The sequence below is a fragment of the Bacillus sp. NP247 genome (assembly GCF_018966865.1).
GTDB lineage: Bacteria > Bacillota > Bacilli > Bacillales > Bacillaceae_G > Bacillus_A.
On record NZ_CP076653.1, the window covers coordinates 1,862,723 to 1,883,988 of the forward strand.

General features: G+C 36.8%; 21 protein-coding genes. 5 read left to right on the top strand and 16 right to left on the bottom strand.

Going from position 1 to position 21,266, the window contains the following annotated elements; all coding sequences use genetic code 11:
* Positions 1-4 precede the first annotated feature (4 nt).
* Positions 5-838, bottom strand: a complete 834-nt coding sequence (locus tag KPL75_RS09795) for an EcsC family protein (RefSeq protein ID WP_219920514.1) — start codon at positions 836-838, stop codon at positions 5-7.
* A 137-nt stretch (positions 839-975) separates the two neighbouring features.
* Here KPL75_RS09795 and KPL75_RS09800 point away from each other — a divergent pair, with 137 nt between their 5' ends.
* Positions 976-1,611 carry a DUF1796 family putative cysteine peptidase gene (locus KPL75_RS09800; RefSeq protein WP_219920515.1) on the top strand — a complete coding sequence of 212 codons (636 nt, stop codon included), beginning with the start codon at positions 976-978 and terminating at the stop codon, positions 1,609-1,611.
* A 72-nt stretch (positions 1,612-1,683) separates the two neighbouring features.
* Entirely contained in the window at positions 1,684-2,118 is a 435-nt protein-coding gene (locus tag KPL75_RS09805; RefSeq protein ID WP_219920516.1) for an NUDIX hydrolase, read from the top strand.
* A gap of 23 nt (positions 2,119-2,141) precedes the next feature.
* On the opposite strand, the gene ackA is transcribed toward KPL75_RS09805, so the two are convergent.
* The 5 genes from ackA to KPL75_RS09830 all read right to left on the bottom strand — a co-directional run bounded on the left by ackA (position 2,142) and on the right by KPL75_RS09830 (position 6,506).
* Complete coding sequence (gene ackA / locus KPL75_RS09810; RefSeq protein ID WP_002145389.1) at positions 2,142-3,335, bottom strand: acetate kinase; 1,194 nt, start codon at positions 3,333-3,335, stop codon at positions 2,142-2,144.
* A gap of 301 nt (positions 3,336-3,636) precedes the next feature.
* The gene (locus KPL75_RS09815; protein WP_219920517.1) at positions 3,637-4,623 is read right to left on the bottom strand and encodes a class I SAM-dependent methyltransferase; all 987 of its coding nucleotides are present in this window, start codon (positions 4,621-4,623) and stop codon (positions 3,637-3,639) included.
* A 211-nt stretch (positions 4,624-4,834) separates the two neighbouring features.
* A complete protein-coding gene (tpx, locus tag KPL75_RS09820; RefSeq protein WP_219920518.1) occupies positions 4,835-5,335 on the bottom strand; it encodes a thiol peroxidase in 501 nt (166 codons plus the stop codon).
* Between the two features lie 133 nt (positions 5,336-5,468).
* Positions 5,469-5,864: a GerW family sporulation protein gene (ytfJ, locus tag KPL75_RS09825; protein WP_000350003.1), complete on the bottom strand. Its 396-nt coding sequence runs from the start codon at positions 5,862-5,864 to the stop codon at positions 5,469-5,471.
* Between the two features lie 12 nt (positions 5,865-5,876).
* Positions 5,877-6,506: a DUF2953 domain-containing protein gene (locus KPL75_RS09830; RefSeq protein WP_219920519.1), complete on the bottom strand. Its 630-nt coding sequence runs from the start codon at positions 6,504-6,506 to the stop codon at positions 5,877-5,879.
* Positions 6,507-6,719: 213 nt separating this feature from the next.
* Between KPL75_RS09830 and KPL75_RS09835 the strand changes: the two genes are divergently transcribed.
* Positions 6,720-7,523, top strand: a complete 804-nt coding sequence (locus KPL75_RS09835) for an NAD kinase (RefSeq protein WP_219920520.1) — start codon at positions 6,720-6,722, stop codon at positions 7,521-7,523.
* 130 nt (positions 7,524-7,653) lie between these two features.
* Here KPL75_RS09835 and KPL75_RS09840 read toward each other — a convergent pair whose 3' ends face one another.
* The 8 genes from KPL75_RS09840 to KPL75_RS09875 all read right to left on the bottom strand — a co-directional run bounded on the left by KPL75_RS09840 (position 7,654) and on the right by KPL75_RS09875 (position 17,297).
* The gene (locus KPL75_RS09840) at positions 7,654-9,258 is read right to left on the bottom strand and encodes an amidohydrolase (RefSeq protein ID WP_219920521.1); all 1,605 of its coding nucleotides are present in this window, start codon (positions 9,256-9,258) and stop codon (positions 7,654-7,656) included.
* 87 nt (positions 9,259-9,345) lie between these two features.
* Complete coding sequence (locus tag KPL75_RS09845; RefSeq protein ID WP_219920522.1) at positions 9,346-9,777, bottom strand: VOC family protein; 432 nt, start codon at positions 9,775-9,777, stop codon at positions 9,346-9,348.
* Between the two features lie 103 nt (positions 9,778-9,880).
* Positions 9,881-11,467, bottom strand: coding sequence for an acyl-CoA synthetase MbcS (gene mbcS / locus KPL75_RS09850; RefSeq protein ID WP_219920523.1), 1,587 nt, complete (start codon positions 11,465-11,467; stop codon positions 9,881-9,883).
* 222 nt (positions 11,468-11,689) lie between these two features.
* Positions 11,690-11,884, bottom strand: coding sequence for an alpha/beta-type small acid-soluble spore protein (locus KPL75_RS09855; protein ID WP_000168891.1), 195 nt, complete (start codon positions 11,882-11,884; stop codon positions 11,690-11,692).
* A 79-nt stretch (positions 11,885-11,963) separates the two neighbouring features.
* Positions 11,964-13,178 carry a tRNA uracil 4-sulfurtransferase ThiI gene (thiI, locus tag KPL75_RS09860; protein WP_002067574.1) on the bottom strand — a complete coding sequence of 405 codons (1,215 nt, stop codon included), beginning with the start codon at positions 13,176-13,178 and terminating at the stop codon, positions 11,964-11,966.
* A 6-nt stretch (positions 13,179-13,184) separates the two neighbouring features.
* Positions 13,185-14,327 (bottom strand): cysteine desulfurase family protein, encoded by a 1,143-nt coding sequence (locus tag KPL75_RS09865; protein ID WP_219920524.1) that lies wholly within the window; start codon positions 14,325-14,327, stop codon positions 13,185-13,187.
* A 172-nt stretch (positions 14,328-14,499) separates the two neighbouring features.
* Positions 14,500-16,209: a septation ring formation regulator EzrA gene (ezrA, locus tag KPL75_RS09870; RefSeq protein WP_219920525.1), complete on the bottom strand. Its 1,710-nt coding sequence runs from the start codon at positions 16,207-16,209 to the stop codon at positions 14,500-14,502.
* 248 nt (positions 16,210-16,457) lie between these two features.
* The gene (locus KPL75_RS09875; protein ID WP_219920526.1) at positions 16,458-17,297 is read right to left on the bottom strand and encodes a LysR family transcriptional regulator; all 840 of its coding nucleotides are present in this window, start codon (positions 17,295-17,297) and stop codon (positions 16,458-16,460) included.
* A gap of 121 nt (positions 17,298-17,418) precedes the next feature.
* Between KPL75_RS09875 and KPL75_RS09880 the strand changes: the two genes are divergently transcribed.
* On the top strand, positions 17,419-18,363 hold the full coding sequence (locus KPL75_RS09880; RefSeq protein ID WP_219920527.1) for a DMT family transporter: 945 nt from the start codon (positions 17,419-17,421) through the stop codon (positions 18,361-18,363).
* An 11-nt stretch (positions 18,364-18,374) separates the two neighbouring features.
* On the opposite strand, the gene refZ is transcribed toward KPL75_RS09880, so the two are convergent.
* Entirely contained in the window at positions 18,375-19,013 is a 639-nt protein-coding gene (gene refZ, locus KPL75_RS09885; RefSeq protein ID WP_219920528.1) for a forespore capture DNA-binding protein RefZ, read from the bottom strand.
* A 147-nt stretch (positions 19,014-19,160) separates the two neighbouring features.
* Here refZ and KPL75_RS09890 point away from each other — a divergent pair, with 147 nt between their 5' ends.
* Complete coding sequence (locus tag KPL75_RS09890; RefSeq protein ID WP_219920529.1) at positions 19,161-19,640, top strand: GAF domain-containing protein; 480 nt, start codon at positions 19,161-19,163, stop codon at positions 19,638-19,640.
* A gap of 61 nt (positions 19,641-19,701) precedes the next feature.
* Here the strand turns inward: KPL75_RS09890 and megL are convergent, their stop codons facing one another.
* A complete protein-coding gene (gene megL, locus KPL75_RS09895; RefSeq protein WP_219920530.1) occupies positions 19,702-20,880 on the bottom strand; it encodes a methionine gamma-lyase in 1,179 nt (392 codons plus the stop codon).
* Positions 20,881-21,266: the final 386 nt, after the last annotated feature.

Here is a 21,266-nt window from a genome sequence, read left to right on the forward strand (position 1 = left end):
TTTTTCATGCTCTCTTTTCTTTCTCGATTATGTGGCGCACTTGATAAAATCTATTCGCAAATTCAGTAACATTTCTTGTTAAACGATAATTCACTGTAGATCCGATTGCCATTCCAATTACAGGGATGCCTTGGAATAATTTACGACGAAGAGCATAAATCGAAAATGTCTTCAAAATTTGTTTTAATACAACCTCAGTCGAAGCTGTTTGTAACACTGCTTCGTCTCCTTCATAAAAGAACGAATCTTCTTGTTCCAGCTCTCGCAGCAAGTTGTACCAAGCGTATTGCTGAAGTCTTCCTGGCAGTAATGACGCATGAAACACCTTTAGCGCAAGCATCATTTCATAAGGCTTGTTCACATCATGCCCAAACGATGTTGCAATAAGTTGTACAGCCTTCACATTTAACGCAATCATAACCGGAAAATCAGCTGTCAATAATAATAATCCTCCAGCACCCGTTGCTCCGCCTTGCACGAATGAATATAGGCGATGACGTGCTGTTTGCTGCTCTGCTATGTATGTTAACTGATCAATAGATAATGCTTTCAAATCTTCAAGTTGTTCAATTGATTCATCAAATAATCTCGATGTTCCTAAAATACGATTACGCGCATCTAATTGTGATTGTGAACTTTGAATCAGCGCATGCAAATGAAAGAGCCATCCATCTGCTTTCGTAAAGAATTCTTTTCGTTTTTTCTCAGGTAATTTCGCAACTGTAGTATGTAACCATTTATCAAACACTTTTTGAAAATCGGTCGCTTCTTGCTCAACTAATTGCGCTTCCCATTCCTTTATATTATCTAAAATGGCTTGTTCTCGCTTCGATCGCATCGCAACAACCACCTCGTTCGATTTTTTTCTATTGTATCATATTTCTGCTTACTCTTTGCAAATATGCTTGTCTATCTCTATTCACATACCATTTTTTAATGACATAAAATATTAGCAAAAAGGATGAGATGAATCACATGAATCTATCCAATATAAAACAAAAGTATAATGCTGTATTTAGCTTAGGACAAAACTGCTGGCCTGCTTGGGCTTTATATCAACTAGGATTATCCCCATTCTTTGGCGTTATTGATTTTATGCTAAGTCCTTCATTAAAGAAAGTAAATTTATTATTACAAAATCGCTTTCACCGTTTTTTAGAATTAGAAAATTTGTCCTTCATCTCATTTTGGGATGATGATGCGAAATTAAGACTACGAGACAACATTTATGAAATTGACTCCTGCCATGATTTTAAAACAGATGTTAATACACCAAATTTCTGGCCGTCCTATGCAGATATTAAGTCAAATTATGAGCATCGGATTAATCGTTTTCTAACTACGATTGAAATGGAAGAATCAATATTATTTATTCGAACTGGAGGAACATATGAAGAGGCACACACACTTCAACTTATTTTATCCCAACTAGTAAAGAATAACTTCTCTGTCCTTTTACTTATCCCTGCCGATATACCTACTATTGTTGAGGAGGACTGGGGACTCCAAAACATTTGTGTTATGAACTGCCCTATTATGGACCTATACCAATATAACGAGAAGTTTTGGACGGATCTCTTAGAAGGGGTTACAATTGGTCCGGATGCTTAAATACACGATGATTTTTATCCAGCACTACATTATAATCGTCCTTATACAAACAAATAAGGAGCGATTATACATATGTATCCACGTGCAAAAGCTTTTGGTATTGTTATACATCGCAATCGACTTCTCGTACAAGAATATAATACGGGCGCTGAAACCTATTACCGACCTCTTGGTGGATCAATTGAACTCGGCGAAAAATCGGCCAACACAGTCATTCGTGAGTTTAAAGAAGAGCTTCATACAGAAGTGGAAATTATCGATTATTTAGGTTGCTTAGAAAACATCTTTCCTCTAGATGGAGCAATTGGTCATGAGATCATCCAACTATATTCTTTGCGCTTATTAGACACATCACTATATGAAATGGAAATAATGAATATAAAAGATGAACAAACAGCGTCATATGCAAAATGGATTCCCAGCACTGCATTCATTCAGAAGGAAAAAGTGCTATATCCGGATGGAATAATAAAATATATCCAAAAGAAAAAAGACGAAATCCTTTAGGATTTCGTCTTTCTTTTCATATATTAACCAATATCTCCAAGACGTAGTACGTCACGAGCGATCATAACTTCTTCGTCAGTTGGAATTACGATAATTTTCACTGGAGAGTGAGGGAAGCTGATGAATGCTTCTTCACCGAATACGTTATTGCGTTTTGCGTCGAAGTATACGCCCATATACTCAAGGCCTTCTAATACGCGCTCACGAATAATTGCACTGTTTTCACCTACACCAGCTGTAAAGATGATAGCGTCAACGCCTTTCATACGAGCTGTGTAAGAACCGATGTATTTATGGATACGGCTTACGAACACGTCAAGTGCTACTTTCGCACGGTGGTCGCCTTCTTCTTCTTTCGCAATGATGTCACGTAGGTCACTAGAGTAACCAGTAAGACCTAACATACCACTCTTCTTGTTTAATACGCTAACTACTTCTTCTACAGTTTGGCCTGTTTTTTCCATGATGTATGGAATTAACGCAGGGTCAATGTTACCAGAACGTGTACCCATTGTTACACCAGCAAGTGGAGTGAAGCCCATAGAAGTATCGATAGACTTACCGCCTTCTACTGCTGCGATACTTGCACCGTTACCTAAGTGACAAGAAAGTAGGCTTAAGCTTTCAATTGGGCGACCTAATAATTCAGCCGCACGCTCTGTTACGTATTTATGAGAAGTTCCGTGGAAACCGTATTTACGGATACCAAATTTCTCATAGTACTCATACGGTAAGCTGTATAGGAATGCAGATTCCGGCATTGTTTGGTGGAATGCTGTATCGAATACTGCTACTGCTGGTACGTTTGGTAGTACTTCTTGGAATGCTTTAATACCAACAAGGTTTGCTGGGTTGTGAAGTGGTGCTAAATCGCTTAATTCTTCGATATCAGCTAATACTTCATCATCAATTAAAACAGAATCAGCAAATTTTTCGCCGCCGTGTACAACACGGTGACCGATACCGCCAATCTCATCAAGAGATTTTACGATTCCGTTTTCAGTTAATTTCTTAAGAAGCATATTAACTGCTACTGCGTGATCTGGGATGTTTGTAATTTCTTTTTGTTTTTCGCCATCTACAGTAATAGTGAAGATACTATCTTCTAAACCGATACGTTCTACTAAACCTTTTGTTAATACTGTTTCACTTGGCATTTCAAATAATTGGAACTTTAAGGAAGAGCTTCCTGCGTTAATCGCGATGATTTTTGACATCTAGTCTTTCGCCCCTTTTTCTCTTGGTAGTTGTGTGGATCATTCCACAAACCGCTCGATTTTATCTAATTAAATTCACTCACTATGAAAACGTTTCATCATCAGTAAATTTTATACTCACGATTTTAATTTAAACATCGTCCGACATATATTTCAAGTGAAAAAATTGTAACACCAAGAAAAAAAATATATTACAGATTTCAAAAAAATTCAGTTAAATCTTATATATATATTAAAAAATATGACAAATCCTATACAACTGTACTACATGAATCACTAACCCTGTTACATATATATCGTATTATTTATGTGTTGCAAACCAAGTATTCAATTGATCCATAATGTTCTCCATAGCCTTCATGTTAGAGAATTTAGGTAACTCCACTAGTAGTGCCTGTTTCGGCATTGTTACATCCTGGCCTTTCTTTTGGAGAACAAATATACTTTTTGCATTTTTCTCGTTTTTAAACATGGAAACAGGTAGCTGTAACAATCCTTGAATAAAGCATGTCTCTTTAATGAATGCATGTAGCTTTGGCGCTTGATCACTTTCAAAAATGAAGTTTGGTACTAAGAAGAATAAATACCCGCCTTCTTTCGTATGTTTCACACTTTGTTCAATAAATAAGTGATGTGCATATGACATTCCTTCATCTGCTTTTAACTTATATTCACTCGCACCGATTTCATTTGGATAGTAACCAATTGGTAAGTCTGAAATGACTGCATCCACTGGATCGATATAAAGTGGTGCTAGTCCATCTTGATGGAAGAATTCGATTGCATGCTTTTGTAAATTCGCATTTACTAAAGCAAGTTTAATTAACACTTCATCCACTTCTACACCAAATCCACTCATTGCTAGTTCTTCTTTGGCGCTATTAAACACTGTAGTCATTAAGTTACCCGTTCCGATTGCAGGGTCTAAAACAGTAATTTCTTTTTGACCTTGCATAAATTTATGGAATAAGTAGCTCATGAACATTCCAACTGCATCTGGCGTCATTTCATGATTCGCTTGTACGCCTTCTTTCATTCCTTTTAAAATGGCTAGCTGAAATGCTTTACGAATTTCTTCCCCTTTATATGTTTCTTCATTAAACGTACTATATTCACGATTCAACCTTTCAATTGTTGATTCGGATAATTCCTCTTGTAAAATCGCTCCCTCAAACAAGTTATCACCTGTTTCTACAAGCGCCTCTAAATATGTTACATCTAATTCTTTACGTAAAACTACCGTAGAAGAATCAAAAATAGAAAATAATGTTTCTACTGCCTGACTCACGTACATTCCTCCTTCTCTCTTTTACACATAACTTATATCATACCATAATCTAAATTTTTCCCAAAAGAAAAAGCGACCTCTTGCAAAGAGCTCCCCTTCAAGTTGTTTATGATGTAACGTCTTTTCTCATATATTGGTTCAGTTAACAATACATGAGAAAAGACGACCTCTTCTAAAGTGAAACTTTAATGAGAGGTCGTCTTCATTTCCATTACTTCGCCACTTTTGCTGCTTCTAATGCTGCTTCGTAGTTTGGATGGCTTGTACCTTCGCTTACGTATTCTACGTAAACTACTTTGTCATTGCTATCTACTACGAATACTGCACGAGCAAGTAAACGAAGTTCTTTCATTACTAAGCCGTAAGCTTCACCGAATGAAAGGTCACGGTGATCAGAAAGTGTCGCAACGTTTTCTAAACCGTTAGCTGCACACCAGCGTTTTTGAGCGAATGGTAAATCAGCACTAATTGTTAATACTTTCGTATTTTCAATACCTGCTGCATCTTCGTTAAAACGACGAGTTTGTGCATCACATACACCTGTGTCGATTGAAGGTACAACACTAATTAATTTCACTTCACCTTTGTATGTTTCTAAACTTACTGGAGATAAGTCATTTGCTAATACTTGGAAGTTAGGCGCTTGATCGCCAACTTTAACTTCTGTTCCAACTAAAGTCATTGGATTACCTTTAAAAGTTACATTTGCCACTTAAAAATCCTCCCTTATTTAAACAAAATATGTACAATGTAAATCATAGTTTGTCCCTATCGATAATGCAAATAAAATCGCTTTATTTACAAAAAAATAAAGAAGCTAATTCATTGATTAGCTTCTTTACTCGTTAAATTTGAAATTCCGGATCATCTTCTTTTCGTTTATCCATCATTTCTTTCACTTTATCAACAGCTTGTGGCGCTAATTCAATTATTTTGTCAATGACATGTGTTTGTTTATCTAAATGTAAAACTTTCACACCATCTCCATTTATAACGAGAAAGGCAACAGGATTAATGGAAACTCCACCACCGCTACCTCCTCCAAAAGGATGACGACCAGAATGTTCTACTTTTCCAAATTCACTTCCACCAGCAGCAAATCCAAAACTTACTTTCGAAACGGTAAGAATTACACTTCCATCTGCCGCTTTAATTGGATCACCAACTATTGTATTTACATCAGTCATTTGTTTTAAGTGCTGCATTGCTGTTGTCATTAAACCTTGAATTGGATGGTCCATTCTATATCCCCCCTATGCTTGAATAGATTTATCTGTCATACCAGACTTTTGCTTTCTCATAAACATGAGTAGTTTTACCGCTGTTTTCACAGTACGAAATATATGAAAGGAAGCTGTTAATTCACATCTGGATGCAAATCCCTTCCCTTGAAAAACAGGTGTAATTTCAAATTCTGGTACGTCGACAATATGCATATATTGTCCTACAACTCCAGCAGCCATTCCTTTTGTCCCCCATGCATATCCGGTGACAATCCCAGTACTAGCTGCGTCGCCTACTCCAATTTGCGAGTGCCATTTCCAACCATTGATTTTCACTCGTTTGAGAAAATCTTTAACGATAGTATGAACTTCTTGAAGCTTTTTTATCAGTTCTCCAATGCTATCAAGTTGTGCCATAATTTTATTATCTATTCCGCCGTCCTCTTCAGCTTTTTCGATTTTCTGTCCTGTCTTTTTCTGCTGTTTTTCAATTCTTTCCAATACATCAAACGTATATCGAATCATCCATATTTTCACTTGAAATAAACATTGCTTTTCCATTTCTGAATATAAAAACGTCACCTTAAGCGATATTTTCGATAATAGTATTAGCAAAATAAAAAGTAGAAGAATTATCATTCCAATTACGAGCCATTTCATTCATACCATCCTTTCACTCCATACCCATTATCGACAAGTTTATTCAACATTAAACAATCTTTGATAAAATTGAATATAAAAATTTTTCTAAAAATAAAAAGGGGTTTTGACATTTCATATCGAAATATACTATTTGAGCATATCATTCAGAATACACATTGATGGTATGCAGCACTAAAACTAGAAAATTTAACTGCAGTGGAGGGATACATAATGGCAGATCGTCGCAATTTATTTTTCTTTTATGGTGATGACAGAGTAACGCTCGTTGAAAAAATGAAACCAGTATATCGTATTTTAGAGGAGAATGGATTTACCATATTAGATCATCCAAAAAATGCAAACGCTATCGTCAGCGTTGGAGATGATGGGACTTTCTTACAAGCCGTTCGTAAAACTGGCTTTAGAGAAGATTGCTTATACGCAGGTATTTCTACGAAAGATGAAATTTCTTTCTACTGTGATTTCCACATCGATCACGTTGATACAGCCCTTCAAGAAATTACCAAAAACGAAATTGAAGTGCGAAAATATCCAACAATTAAAGTAGATGTAGATCACGGTACATCTTTCCATTGTTTAAATGAATTCACATTACGCTCTAGTATCATTAAAACATTTGTCGTAGATGTACACGTCGACAATTTACATTTTGAAACATTTAGAGGTGATGGATTAGTTATCTCCACACCTACAGGAAGTACTGCTTACAATAAATCATTACATGGTGCAGTTGTCGATCCACTTATCCCATGTTTCCAAGTAAGCGAACTAGCATCTTTAAATAACAACACATACCGTACACTCGGATCACCATTCCTTTTAAATCACGAGCGTACGTTAACTTTAACACTTAAACCAGACGGAAATGATTATCCTGTTATCGGAATGGATAACGAAGCACTTAGCATTAAACAAGTGGAAAAAGCCGTTGTTCGTTTAAGCGATAAACAAATTAAAACTGTTAAATTAAAAAACAATTCCTTCTGGGAAAAAGTACAGAGAACATTTTTATAGCATGAAAATAACCACCGAATTATGGGATTCCATAATTCGGCGGTTTTTATTTCTCTCGCTACCAGCCACTATTCTTGTTATTTTTTGTCGGTAAGTCGATATCTTTTAATAATCGCTGATATATTTCGAGTCACGGTAGATATGTTTCAATAATCGCTGATATATTTTCACATACTTTTTTATAGACAACCCGGCCATCAATTACGGTCATCGCTGCTTGTACTTCTTTTATTTCTTCTGCCTCTATTTCAAAAATATTGCGATCTAATATAGTAAAGTCCGCTTCATATCCTTTTGCGATTTGTCCTCGCTTCGCTTCTTTTCCGATTGCATAGGCACTTCCTGTTGTAAATAAAGAAACAGCCTCATATACCGTTAATCTTTCTTCTGGCATATAGCATACGCCATCAATAAAACTTCTACGTGTAACAGCGCTATATATACCTAAAAACGGATTCACTTGTTCAATTGGAGCATCAGATCCACCGTTGCAATGTAGCCCTGCGCCGAGTAATGTCTTCCAAGCGTACGCGTAACGAAGACGATGCTTTCCTAGTTTTTCAATAACTGACGGAAAATCCGATGAAACAAAGACGGGTTGAATATCAATAATGGCTTGCAAGTTTTTCATTCTTTCAATCAACTCTTCACGAGCGAGCTGACAATGAATAATGCGGTCACGTAATCCTTCTGCTGGTGGATATAATTCAAGTGCATCAATGACATATTCAAGCGATAAGTCACCGATTGTATGAATGGCAACTGGCATATGTAAATCACGTGCTTTCTTCACTAATCCTGCAAGCTCTTCACGTGAAAAAATCGCAACTCCATTCGTTTCCTGCGCATCTTCATACGGCTCACTTAATAAAGCTGTTCTTCCGCCAAAAGAGCCATCAGAAAAGATCTTCATCGCCCCAAATTCAATATAGTGCTCATTTTCATATTCTTTTCGCTCATTCGCTACTTCATGGTGAACGAGCAAATGTGCTTTAAATGGCATTTCTTTTATAACGTGTGAAAACGCATTGTACGTTTTTTGAAAGCCTCCATAATAATTTAAGTCTTCCGTATGCCCCCCAACTAATCCGTATTGCCAGCAGTCTGAAATCGCTGTTTGCAGAGCTCTTCGCAAATACGCTTCATCTATTTCAGGCTGTACATGTTTTATTAGCTCTTGTCCTTGCTCATATAAAAGTCCTGTTAACTTATTAGACGCATCACGACCAATTTTCCCGCCCTTCGGATCTTGCGTCGCTTCTGTTATGTTCGTTTGTCCCAATATGTATGAATTCACCCATGTCACGTGACGACAAACGCGCTTTAATAAAATCGGATGCTCTTTAGAAATCTCATCTAAATCACGTACATGAACTTGTTTTGTATCTGTAAAATTATTTTCATTCCATCCTTCTCCGATAATCCATGTTCCTTGTGGTGCTCCTTCTACTCGCTTCTTAACAAGGGTAAGCACTTCGCTATATGATGTACAATTTGATAAATCTAGACGAAGCAATCTCTCTCCATGCCCAATAAGATGCATATGGCTATCAACGAGACCTGGAATCATTGTTTTTCCCTCTAAGTCATACAACTTCTCCGCAGAATATAGATTTTCTAACTCTTCCTTATTCCCGATATCCACAATTATGCCATTTTCAACGTAAACAGCTTCCACTTTTTCATTTTCTTCTCGCATTGTATAAATGGTTCCACCATGCCAAATTTCTCCCATATACTCATCCCCTTTTTCCTTTAGTCTACGAAATTAGAACGTATAAAAAAAGCACCATTTCGATTAAAAATGGTGCTTTTCTAAAAATTAATTTTGTTCAGTAGTAGACGTTGTAATTTGCCATTCAATATTAAATTTATCTTTCAATTGTCCGTATGCTGGGCTCCAGAACGTTTCTTGAAGTGGCATAATAACTTCTCCGCCTTCTTGTAACTTATCGAATACTTCTTTCGCTTTTTCCGCGTTACTAATTTGAATTGCGATTGTTACTTGAGATCCGATTGCATGCCCTTTACCTGGGAATGTATCAGAAATCATAAGTTCCGTATTACCAACTTTTAAAGTAGCATGTGCAACGCGCTCTTTCGCTTCAGCTGGAATCGGGTATTCTGGATTTTCAGGCATGTCACCAAAAGTTTGCATTACTTCTACTTTCGCATCTAACGCCTCTTTATAAAGTTGTACAGCCTCTTGCCCACCACCATCTAAAACTAAGTACGGATTAATACCTAAAATCATACGGACACCTCTTTTTTTATTTTACGAAATCGAACTTGTGTTCGTTTTTATATTATCATACGTTTTATATTTCATTCAACTATTTACTTCACTATTTTCGAAATTATTTTGAAGGAAGCTCCATCTCTTGTTTTCTAAGTTCAATACGGCGAATTTTTCCAGAAATCGTTTTCGGTAGTTCATCTACAAATTCAATTTTGCGAGGGTATTTATATGGTGCAGTCAGTTCTTTGACGTGTTGTTGAAGTACTGGAATCAATGTTTCTTCGTTCTTTTCTATATTCTCTCTTAACACGATAAATGCCTTCACGACACTTCCGCGAATTTCATCAGGGCTTGCAACAACCGCACATTCTCTTACGTATGGGTGTTTTACAAGTGCATCTTCTACTTCAAACGGACCGATTGTATAACCAGAGCTAATAATAATATCATCTCCGCGTCCTTCAAACCAGAAATATCCGTCTTCATCTTTTTTCGCTTTATCACCGGTAATATAATAATCACCGCGGAATTGCATTGCTGTACGCTCATCGTCTTTATAATATTGTTTAAAGAGTGCTGGTGTTTCAATGTGAACTGCAATATCACCAACTTCTCCTACCTGCACTGGAATACCTTCTTCATTTACGATATCAACGTGATTACCTGGCGTTGGTTTTCCCATTGACCCTGGTCTAATATCCATCCCTTTCATTACGCCAACAAGTAATGTGTTTTCCGTTTGCCCATAGCCGTCTCTTACTGTAATATCAAAATGCTTTTGGAACGTTTCAATGACTTCTCTATTTAACGGCTCACCTGCGGATACAGCGCTATGTAACGCTTCTAAATTGTACTCAGTTAAATCTTCTACCTTTGCCATTAATCTATACTCAGTCGGCGTACAACAAAGCACATTCACCTTATTATCATCTAATAAATTTAAATATGTTTTCGGTTCAAACTTACCATGGTATACAAATCCTGTCGCGCCTGAACCGAGAGTTGCTAAAAACGGGCTCCAAATCCACTTTTGCCAGCCTGGACTAGCCGTTGCCCATACAACATCATTCTCTTCAATTCCGAGCCAGTTTGGAGCGCTCGTACGTAAATGAGCGTATGCCCACGCATGTGTATGCACAACACCTTTCGCGTTTCCTGTCGTCCCTGACGTGTAAGATAAAAAGACCATATCTTCTTTATCTGTCTTCGCCATTTCTAACATGTCACTTTCTGTTTCTAATGCTGTTTTTAAATTAATCCATCCATCTACTGACTGCTCGCTCAGGACGAACTTTTGAAGAGATTCCATTGCTTCTATATCGTCAAACTGTCCAATGTACGGCTCATAGCTTACGATTGCTTTTACTTCCCCGTGCCCAATGCGATATTCGATATCTTTTTTGCGCAACATTTCCGAACTCGGAATTACGACAAATCCTGCTTTAATCGCAGCGATATACGTCATGTAAGCTTCAATTAAGCGTGGCATCATAATGAGGAGCTTGTCCCCTTTTTGTAAGCCACTTTTTATAAAAGCGTTTCCAATTTTATTCGCACCTTGCATTAATTCACAATATGTAACTTCTCGTCTATTCCCTTTATCATCTTGCCAAATTAAAGCAAGCTTCTCTTTATCATTCGTATATTTCTCTATTTCCGAAACTAAGTTATAAGACGGCGGCGCCAACAATTCCTCTCTCTTCATAAACATCCTCCTTTATTTCTATGCCTCTCTTATATAATAAAGAATTTTCAGTAAATTTTGAACCCTCTTCTTTTGACAATTTTTTTATATTTATGTCGAAATGATGCATGAATTTATAGCGACGATGTTTTTAATATATCGATTCACAAGCAAATAATGACGAAAAAAACAAAAAAAGAAAGAGCGGGAGAACCCGCTCTTTCTAAGCCATCGTATATGGGATTATTTTTGGTAACCGCCTAATTGTTGCTCAGCTAGTGAAACTAGACGTTTAGTAATTTCGCCACCAACAGATCCGTTAGCGCGAGATGTTGCATCAGCTCCAAGTTGAACACCAAACTCTTGAGCGATTTCGTATTTCATTTGATCTAATGCTGCTTGAGCACCAGACACTGCTAATTTATTTGTGCTTGCCATGTTGTATCACCTCCTTGTGAGTATAGAGTGTGATAAACAACATGACTTCATACACATTTGAATGTGGTAATTTATGGGTTTAGAAAAGTTCTTCGAATTTTTCTTCTTCGGCCACTACTTCTACTGTTTGTAATACCATTGTTTCTTTGTTCGCTACAGCCTCTTCGATTAACGGCGCGAAATCGTACTTCGCTTCAAAACGATTTGCTTTCTCACGCTTCGGTTTCGTCGATGGACTTGCTGGTGTAAATACTGTACAGCAGTCTTCATATGGACGAATTGAAATATCATACGTTCCAATTTCTTTTGCAATTTTAATAATTTCTAATTTATCCATCGTAATAAGCGGACGAATAACAGGATAGTTTGTCACTTCGTTAATCGTATGCATACTATCTAACGTTTGGCTCGCTACTTGTCCAAGACTTTCACCAGTCGTAATCGCAAGTGCATTACGCTCCTCTGCAATACGCTCTGTAATACGCATCATCATACGACGCATAACCGTCATAGAATAGCTAGATGGAATTTCTTTATTAATCGTTTTTTGCACTTCAGTAAATGGAACAAGATGAAGTGTTACACGTTTACAGTATTTCGTTAACTCTTGTGCTAAATCGATTACTTTTTGTTTCGCGCGCTCACTTGTGAAAGGTGGACTATGGAAGTGAACTGCTTCTACAGATACGCCGCGTTTCATCGTTAAGTAAGTTGCTACCGGGCTATCGATACCACCAGAAAGAAGTACCATTACTTTTCCGCCAACGCCAACTGGTAAACCGCCAGCTCCCATGTGCTCACCACACATAATATAGCTGTAACCACTGCGAATTTCTATACGTACATTCACATCTGGATTATGAACATCTACTGTGATATCCTCTGTATTTTCTAAAATGTGCCCACCGATTTCTGGAAGTAACTCCATCGTCTTCATTGGGAAGCGCTTATCAGAACGGTGCACTGTAATTTTAAATGTTTTTACATCACCTTTTACTTGTAAGAAAGCTGCTAATGCACCTTTTTTAATATCTTCTAATTCTGATGGTACTTTCATTGCTAAGTTAAACTTATGAATACCAAATACATCTTTCAATCTTTCTGAAATTGCTTCATGGTCTTCACCATTTAACTGAATGTACATACGATCATGTGTTGCATCAATTTTAATGTTTGGGAATTTTTTTAATTTGAATTTCACATTATCTTTTAACGTACTTACAAACTTAGAGCGGTTCTTTCCTTTTGTCGTCATCTCTCCATAACGAACTAAAATATATTCATATGTCATCATATTTCTTTACCTCATCACTTCATATAATTTTGGCATTGTCGCTTTAACAATACCTTCAAATTGTTTTACTTCTTCCATCGTGTTGTCCGGTGCTAAACTAATGCGAATCGCACTTGTAGCTGCGGCGTGCGGTACTCCCATTGAAACTAGTACTCGGCTCACTTCATTTGCTTTTGAAGAACAAGCAGACTTCGTCGATACATATACACCATGCTCTTCTAGAGCATGAACGACCACTTCCGGTTTTAAACCGACAAACGACACATTTAAAATGTGTGGTGCTGCATATGCAAGCGACGTATTAATCGTTACATCTTCCATCTCTTTAAAGAAACGTACAAGCTCTGTTTGTAAACTTTGCAAATGAGCTATCTTTTCTTTCACTTGTTCCATTGTCATGCGAAGTGCTTTCACCATCGCTACAATGCCAGGTAAGTTCTCTGTACCAGAGCGATACTTAAGCTCTTGTTGACCACCTGATAAGATTGGATCTAATCTTACACCATCACGTATATAAAGAAGACCTGTCCCCTTTACGCTATGAAATTTATGTCCAGATATCGAACAAAGGTCAATATGAGAAGCGTATAAATCAAGTGGTACTTTTCCTATCCCTTGTACATGGTCCACGTGGAATCTTACTTTCGGATGGTTCGTTAATAATGTTCCAATTTCAGCAACGGGCTGAATCGCTCCAGTCTCGTTGTTCACGTGAATAATTGACACAAGAATCGTATCTTCACGAAGCGCTCGTTTTACATCTTCTACCGATACAACACCGTGCTCGTTAACCGGTAAATATGTCACATCAAAGCCGAGATCTTCTAATTGTTTATATGCCTCAAACACAGACGCGTGTTCAATATTTGTTGTAATGATATGTTTGCCGCGCGAACGATTCCTCATTGCTATCCCTTTAATCGCAAGGTTATTCCCTTCCGTTCCACCTGATGTGAAAATAATTTCAGAAGGTTTAACGTGAAGAAGCTGTGCTGCAATCGTTCTAGATTGTGTTAATAGACGCTCTGCCTCTCCTCCAAGCGAATGAATAGAAGAAGGATTTCCAAAATATTTCCCTGCAACCGTTACATACGATTGAAGAGCTTCTGGATATGGCTTTGTCGTCGCACTATTATCAAAATAGATCATCGTTCTTCCCCTTTCAGCGCTGTCACATCGTATAATCATATCATAAATACGTGTAATTACGCTAAAACTACTCAAAGGTTCCGTTATATTTTAAAACGAACAACCTTACTGTATTCCGCTATTCATTATAGCAACATCGACTTCAAAATTACACAAAAAAACAAACCCTTTATTAAAGGGTTTGCTCATTGTCTACATATTCAGCTATTTTTTGAACAACGCCAGGTTCAAGTTGCTCTAATATAGAAGCCGCTTGTTCTAAAGCTGCATCGTATTGATATTCACGGAATAATTTCTCCGCATAATTTAAGCTTTCTGCAAGATTCTCATCATGACTGCGGTATCGGTTACCATATTGAATTAGTTTTTCAACTAAATACGCTTGTCCAATTAATTCTTCCGTCATTTCAGATACACCATTAACAGTTGTGTATGCTTCTTCTAAACTGCTATTTACAGTATTCATATTTAACGGCTTTACTTCTAATTGCTCATATACAGCTTGCATCGCCATTTGCCCTTTTTGTAAATCTTCCATAATACTCTCTGGAAGACCTGGTAAGTTCGACTTTTGCATAAAACGTTTCGTCTCAAAAATTGTATTTCGCATTTCTTGTAACTTCTCGCGTGCTTCAAATTCTTCTTTGCGCATCGTTTGCAGCATTTCTTTATATTCTGCATGAAGTACTTTTAAAGTTTCACATTGCTCATAAACCTCTTCTAGTTCCTCACGAATAATAGAGAATGCAATATCTTGTTCAGCAACGCGTATTTGCAACACTTCAAAACGTTTCATTAAAATATGCATTTGCTTTTCAATTACTTTTTGTGACTCAATGTCTTTGTCTTGTAATTGATAACTTTGTTTCACAAGTTGTGTTTCTATTTTCGTTTCAATTGTTTCTGTACGAATTTCTTCTAAATCTTCATAAACAGACAGTGTTTTTTGCTCCACATAATGTTTCGCATGCACTTCTTGTTCAAGTTGATCATAAAAACTGTCTAAACGAGTTTTTAAGTTCTCTACTTTTTCTGCTGCTTCCGTTATATGCAGCTCCTGTATATCCATTAAACATGTTTGTAGTTGTGTCGTCATATCGCGGACTTCTTTAGGAATTTCCAAATACTCTAATACATAGCCTTGTCTTATCATATCATCATGGCCTTGTAATAAATCTTCCAACTGAACTGGTAATGTCGCTTGACACTCTACCAATAAATCTGGAATTTGATGAATAACGATTTCTAAACTTGCTAAACCTTCTTCTAAACTAATAACAATTTCTCTCGCTTTTAAATAATCACCATTATCTGTTGCCTCTTCAAAAGTTTTGAACTTCTCGGATTCAACATCTAACATCTCTTCAATTTTTTGCTCAGCTGCTCCATACATGTGTCGATGAGCAAGAACGCTCTTTTTCATACTACGATATGTATCACGTAACCCTTCAATTTCCGAGCTATTTTTCTCATGGCTTTCTAACAGTTGCTGTAATTCATTTAAAATGTCTGTAATACGATTATCAGCGTCATCTAAACCACCTATGGATTCTTTCATCGCATGCTTTGCTTTGCGGAAGGAGAATTGCGAGGCGAATTTTCGCGCTTGCCCTAAATCTTTTTCAGCTTTCGGGAGAGTTGTTGATACAATTTCATCCCACTCTTCACGCCATTTACCAAACAGTTCTTCTGTTTGACCTGTCATATTTAAATCTTTTACCCGCTTTAGTTCATCTGCCACAGGTTTATCTTTTATCTCTTGTTTCCACTGCTCGAGTGCTTCAATATCTTTATATGAACGATTTCTTATCACAAGCTCTATCATGAGCAGCACTAGAATAGAGCTTACTACAATGATAACGATCGTCAGGATAGAATCCATGCAAAAAAGCCTCCTAGTTATATCTCTTTTTTTGTCCGTTCCGTTTATGAATTGGAAGGCATTATGTATAAAAAGGGAATCCCCCTATATTTAACAACTAACAATGTTCTAATCATACCATGTAATGGCGTGTTTTTGACCTAGTTTTTTTTAAAATTTCATGTTTCTTTAAATGTAAATGTAATATTTCTTAATATTCCACCTATTCTATTCTCCATCCTCAAATGAATGCAATAAAGTGAATGCTTTTACGGGCAGTTAATGCATGATAAAGAGCTCTCTTTCATATGAGAGACGAAATAAATCTTTCGCATTAGTGGTGGTTCTACAGAAATCGCACGCAGGTTACCTTGCATTACGGCTTGCTGTACAGCGGTTTCCGGAAGCAATGTTATACCAAGTCCAGCTCCTACCATTGCAATCATCGGTTCTGCATAAGATGTTTCAACTGCAATTATTGGTTTCACGCCCATACATTGAAACACATTCATGATCATTTTCCTTACATCACATATTTCTGGGTATACAATTAGCTTTTCATTTTGCAACTCTTCCATTTGGATTACCCTTTTCGCTCTATACGGATGATCATTCGAAACAGCACAAACAATTTTTTCTTCCCGCATTTCTTTTATATATGTAGCGCCTTCTACTACTGAATCGATGAACATAGCTTCAATTTTCCGCTCTTTAAATAACTCCATTAATACTTTCGTATGCTCAATTTGCCATTCTATTTCATATGTACCCTCTAATAAATCTTTACACTTTGATATGTAATGAGCCGCTAAACTCGGTAATATACCTATTGAAATTTTCCGCTTCTCTTGATATTCCTTCATTTCCGTTTTCACTGCATTTATTTGCTCCAAAATCGGTAACATTCTTTTTATAAATAACTCTCCAGCTTTTGTTAATTCTACCCCTTGAGCGGAACGTTTTAATAAAGTAACCTCTAAGTCAGCTTCTAATCTTTGAATTTGTTTACTAAGCGCTGGTTGTGAAATATGTAAAAGCTTACTCGCCTTTGATAAACTTCGCGTATGCTTTACTTCAATAAACGATCGTACTGCCTCCAAATCCATCATACACACCTCTAACAAAAAGTTATAACTGCCATAAAAAATCGATATTTCCTTCTACAAAGAATTACTCTTTATACTTATTTCATCAACTTACTATAACGAAATAGAAAGGAGAATGAAACTCTTGGAAAAAAAACAAATGCTACTCGGATCCCTTCTATGCTTACTTGCTGTAACAGCTTGGGGATTTATGTTTCCTGTAATGGCAAATGCCTTACAATTTATCGATCCGTTCTTCTTCACAACTATCCGATACGGATCAGCAGCTATTATTTTTCTTATTCTGCTCTTAATTATCGAAGGGAAAAATTCTCTCCACTTAGAAAAAAGAACACTTTCTTTATTCTTTTACGGAACATTCGGTTTCGCTGGGTATGGATTTCTCATTTTTTACGGACAACAACTTGCTGGGCCTTCCGGAGCGATTCATGCGGCTATGATTCAGTCTCTTATGCCAATTATTGCTCTATTATTACAATGGATAACAAAAAATCACCGTCCAGGGTACTACACATTTCTCTGTATGTTCGTTGCATTACTCGGTGTTATGCTTGTCATTTCAAAAGGAAATATTGACTTATTATTCGGAGCTGCCAGTCACGTATCAACGAATATATTTATGTTATGCGGCGTTACTTGCTGGGTAATTTACACGAACGGCGGTGCTAATTTCAAGTCTTGGTCACCACTTAGGTACACAACATTAACTTGTTTATTCGGTTCTATTTCACTCATTATAATCGTTACTGCATTAACAATCGCAAATATAATTTCTGTACCGTCACTACATACAGTTATGAGCGTTCGTTTTGAACTCTTTTATATGTCGATTGTTGCGGGGGTTATCGCTGTATTTTGCTGGAACACGGGAAATCGATATATTTCATCTATTAATGGCATATTATTTATGAATTTAGTTCCTGTACTTGCACTTATCGGTTCTATGTTTCAAGGTTATACTGTCGATAACATAGAAATTGCCGGCGCCTCATTAACAATTATTGCGCTAGTATGCAACAATTTATGGCAAAGAAAACAACATATAAAAATCCCCACCTCAGTTCGTTAGGTGGGGATTTTTCACATATGAACAGCTCTTGGCAGTTCATAATACATACTCGCTTTATATAATGTTCGTTCCATCCATTGCTCAATTTCCTTCGTATACATTTCTAAGAAAAACGTCTCAGACGGAAATGAGTGTAGCACCTCTGATATATATTGTGGATATAAAAACGGCATATTTATCATGCCTTTTAATTGCGTCATAAACATTGTAAAAGATACCTTTTTAAATTCTTGCTTCATTTGTCCTTGTTTAATGATTTGCTCTATATAATATCTTTCTCTAGAAAAATAAACGGTCATCACTTCACGAATTAATGTCGTATCAAGCGAAAGCTCTCTATAAAAAAAACGTGTCAGTTCTCTATTATCAAATTGATATCGTAAAATCCCACGCACCATTTGCACCATCACATCTTTAGCCGACAAATACTCTCTCTGTTCAAAGGATGTTTCAATCACATGAATATATCCTTCTAAAAAATCAGTAATAAGCTGCTCTAATAGGCCTTGCTTTCCAGCAAAATAGTATGAAATATTCGCTACATTCACATCCGCTCGCTTTGCAATGTCTCGCACTGATGTCCCATCATACCCTTTCGTATTAAACAACGATATTGCCGCATCAATTACTTTTTGTTTCGTCTGCTTCATGCGCTCACTTCCTCTCACTGAACAGCTATAGTTTAAATTTCTTGACTTTTAAGACAAATTCCTTTAATTTTCTATCGACAAAGTCATGTGAAATACATCGTATTTTGCTAATATTTTACACATCTCGATAAAAAGGGAGTTGTTTCCATGTTTACAAAAGAAAGTTATGCAGGATCTCGTGAAAAACAGTATGAGACGGTAATTAAACAACTGGATGCATTATTAACTGGCGAATTAAACGTAGTCGCAAATTTATCAAATGCGTCCGCATTATTAAACCAATTTTTAGATCGCGTTAATTGGGTTGGCTTTTATGTAACAGAAGGAAATCAGCTTGTTCTTGGGCCATTCCAAGGAATGCCAGCCTGCGTGCGCATTCCATTCGGACGCGGCGTTTGCGGCGTAGCAGCTGAAACGAAAACAACGCAACTTGTAGCAGATGTTCACCAATTTCCAGGACATATCGCTTGCGATAGTGCCTCTAATTCTGAAATCGTTGTACCGATTATGAAAGAAGGAAATATCATTGGTGTACTTGATATTGATAGCCCTGAAAAAAATCGTTTCGATGAAGTAGATCAGTACTATTTAGAAAAGTTTGTGGAAACACTCCTAAAACATATTTAAAAAGAAAAGAGTGAGTTATCGATTGCGTACATCACGTACGAAACCGATAGCTCACTCTTTTTTATTGATTACTAACAGTAGATATTTTCTTTAACGCTTGCTCTAAATCAAAAACGATATCTTCCCACGATTCTAAACCGACAGATAAGCGTATTAAATTATCGAAAATACCCATTTCTTTTCTTAGTTCTGCCGGAATCGCAGCGTGCGTCATCGTTGCCGGATGCTGGATTAACGTTTCTGTATCACCTAAACTTACCGCAATCGTAATAAAATGAAGGTCATTTATAAAAGCTTGCGTTTCTTCTTTTCCACCTTTAATCGAAAAAGAAATAACGCCCCCGCCTCGTTTCATTTGCCGAGATGCTATATCACCCTCTGGATACCAAACACCTTCTACCGCTTCATGATTTTTCAGAAACGATACAATTTTTTCCGCATTATCACAATGACGATCCATTCTTACCGCTAATGTTTTTAATCCGCGTAACAATAACCACGCGTCAAACGGCGCCATAATACCACCGATATCTTTTCGCATCGGACGGATTTTTTCAGCTAGCGCTTTCGTTTTACAAATCGTTACACCGGCTACAACATCACCGTGACCACCAATATATTTTGTCGCACTATGAACAACAGCGTCACAGCCAAGTTCAAGTGGTCTTTGTAAATAAGGTGAACAAAACGTATTATCAACAATTACAAGTAAGCCATTTCGCTTCGCAACCCGAATAACTTGTTTTAAATCAATTAATTTCATTGTTGGATTAATCGGTGTTTCAACGAAAATAAGCTTTGTATTTGGGTGGATTTTATTTTCAATATCAGCCTCTGTTTCCATATCACAAAACGAATGCGTAATCATAAATTTCTCTTCTAACACTTCTAAAAAGCCGTACGTACACCCATATAATCCATTTGAACAAATAATATGATCTCCAGCCTTTAGAAAGCCAATTAAAGTTGCTGAAATAGCCGCCATGCCAGATCCGAAGGCAAGCGCTTCTTCTCCTCCTTCTAACACCGCCATACGTTCTTCAAATAATTTTACAGTTGGATTTCCAAGTCTTGAGTACATATAAGATGGATCCACTCCTGCAAAACTTGCCTCTCCTTGCTGCGCAGTCTCAAATGTAAACGTAGAGGTTTGAAATAAAGGTGGTGTTAAACTTCCTTTATGTTCCTCAGATGTATAACCGTGATGAATTAACGCTGTCTCCATATGCTTCTTTTTCATAAAAACATCCCCTTTATGTTTTTATCCCGCATATTCACCAGTAAAAAACTGATGAACGTTTTTACTACATTTTATGTAAGCGTTTTATTTATGTTTCTATCTCTTCTTTTATATTGTTTTAAATTCCTTCTTGTTAATTTCCAAAATTTATATGCATAAAACAAAAAGGGAGTCACTTGACGAAACTCTGGGTAAAAGATATAATAGCGTTTGTGTAAAATAAAAAGGCAGCCTTGTAATGTGAGTTTATCGTTTGTATTTTGTTCCTCTGCGGAGGTGTATCTCGTAACTCCCTGCTGCTGGAGCGAAGGTACATGAAAACAAAATACCCGTAAATATCGATTACGTCTGTTTTTATTTTACGAAAATAAAAACATTTTTAAAGG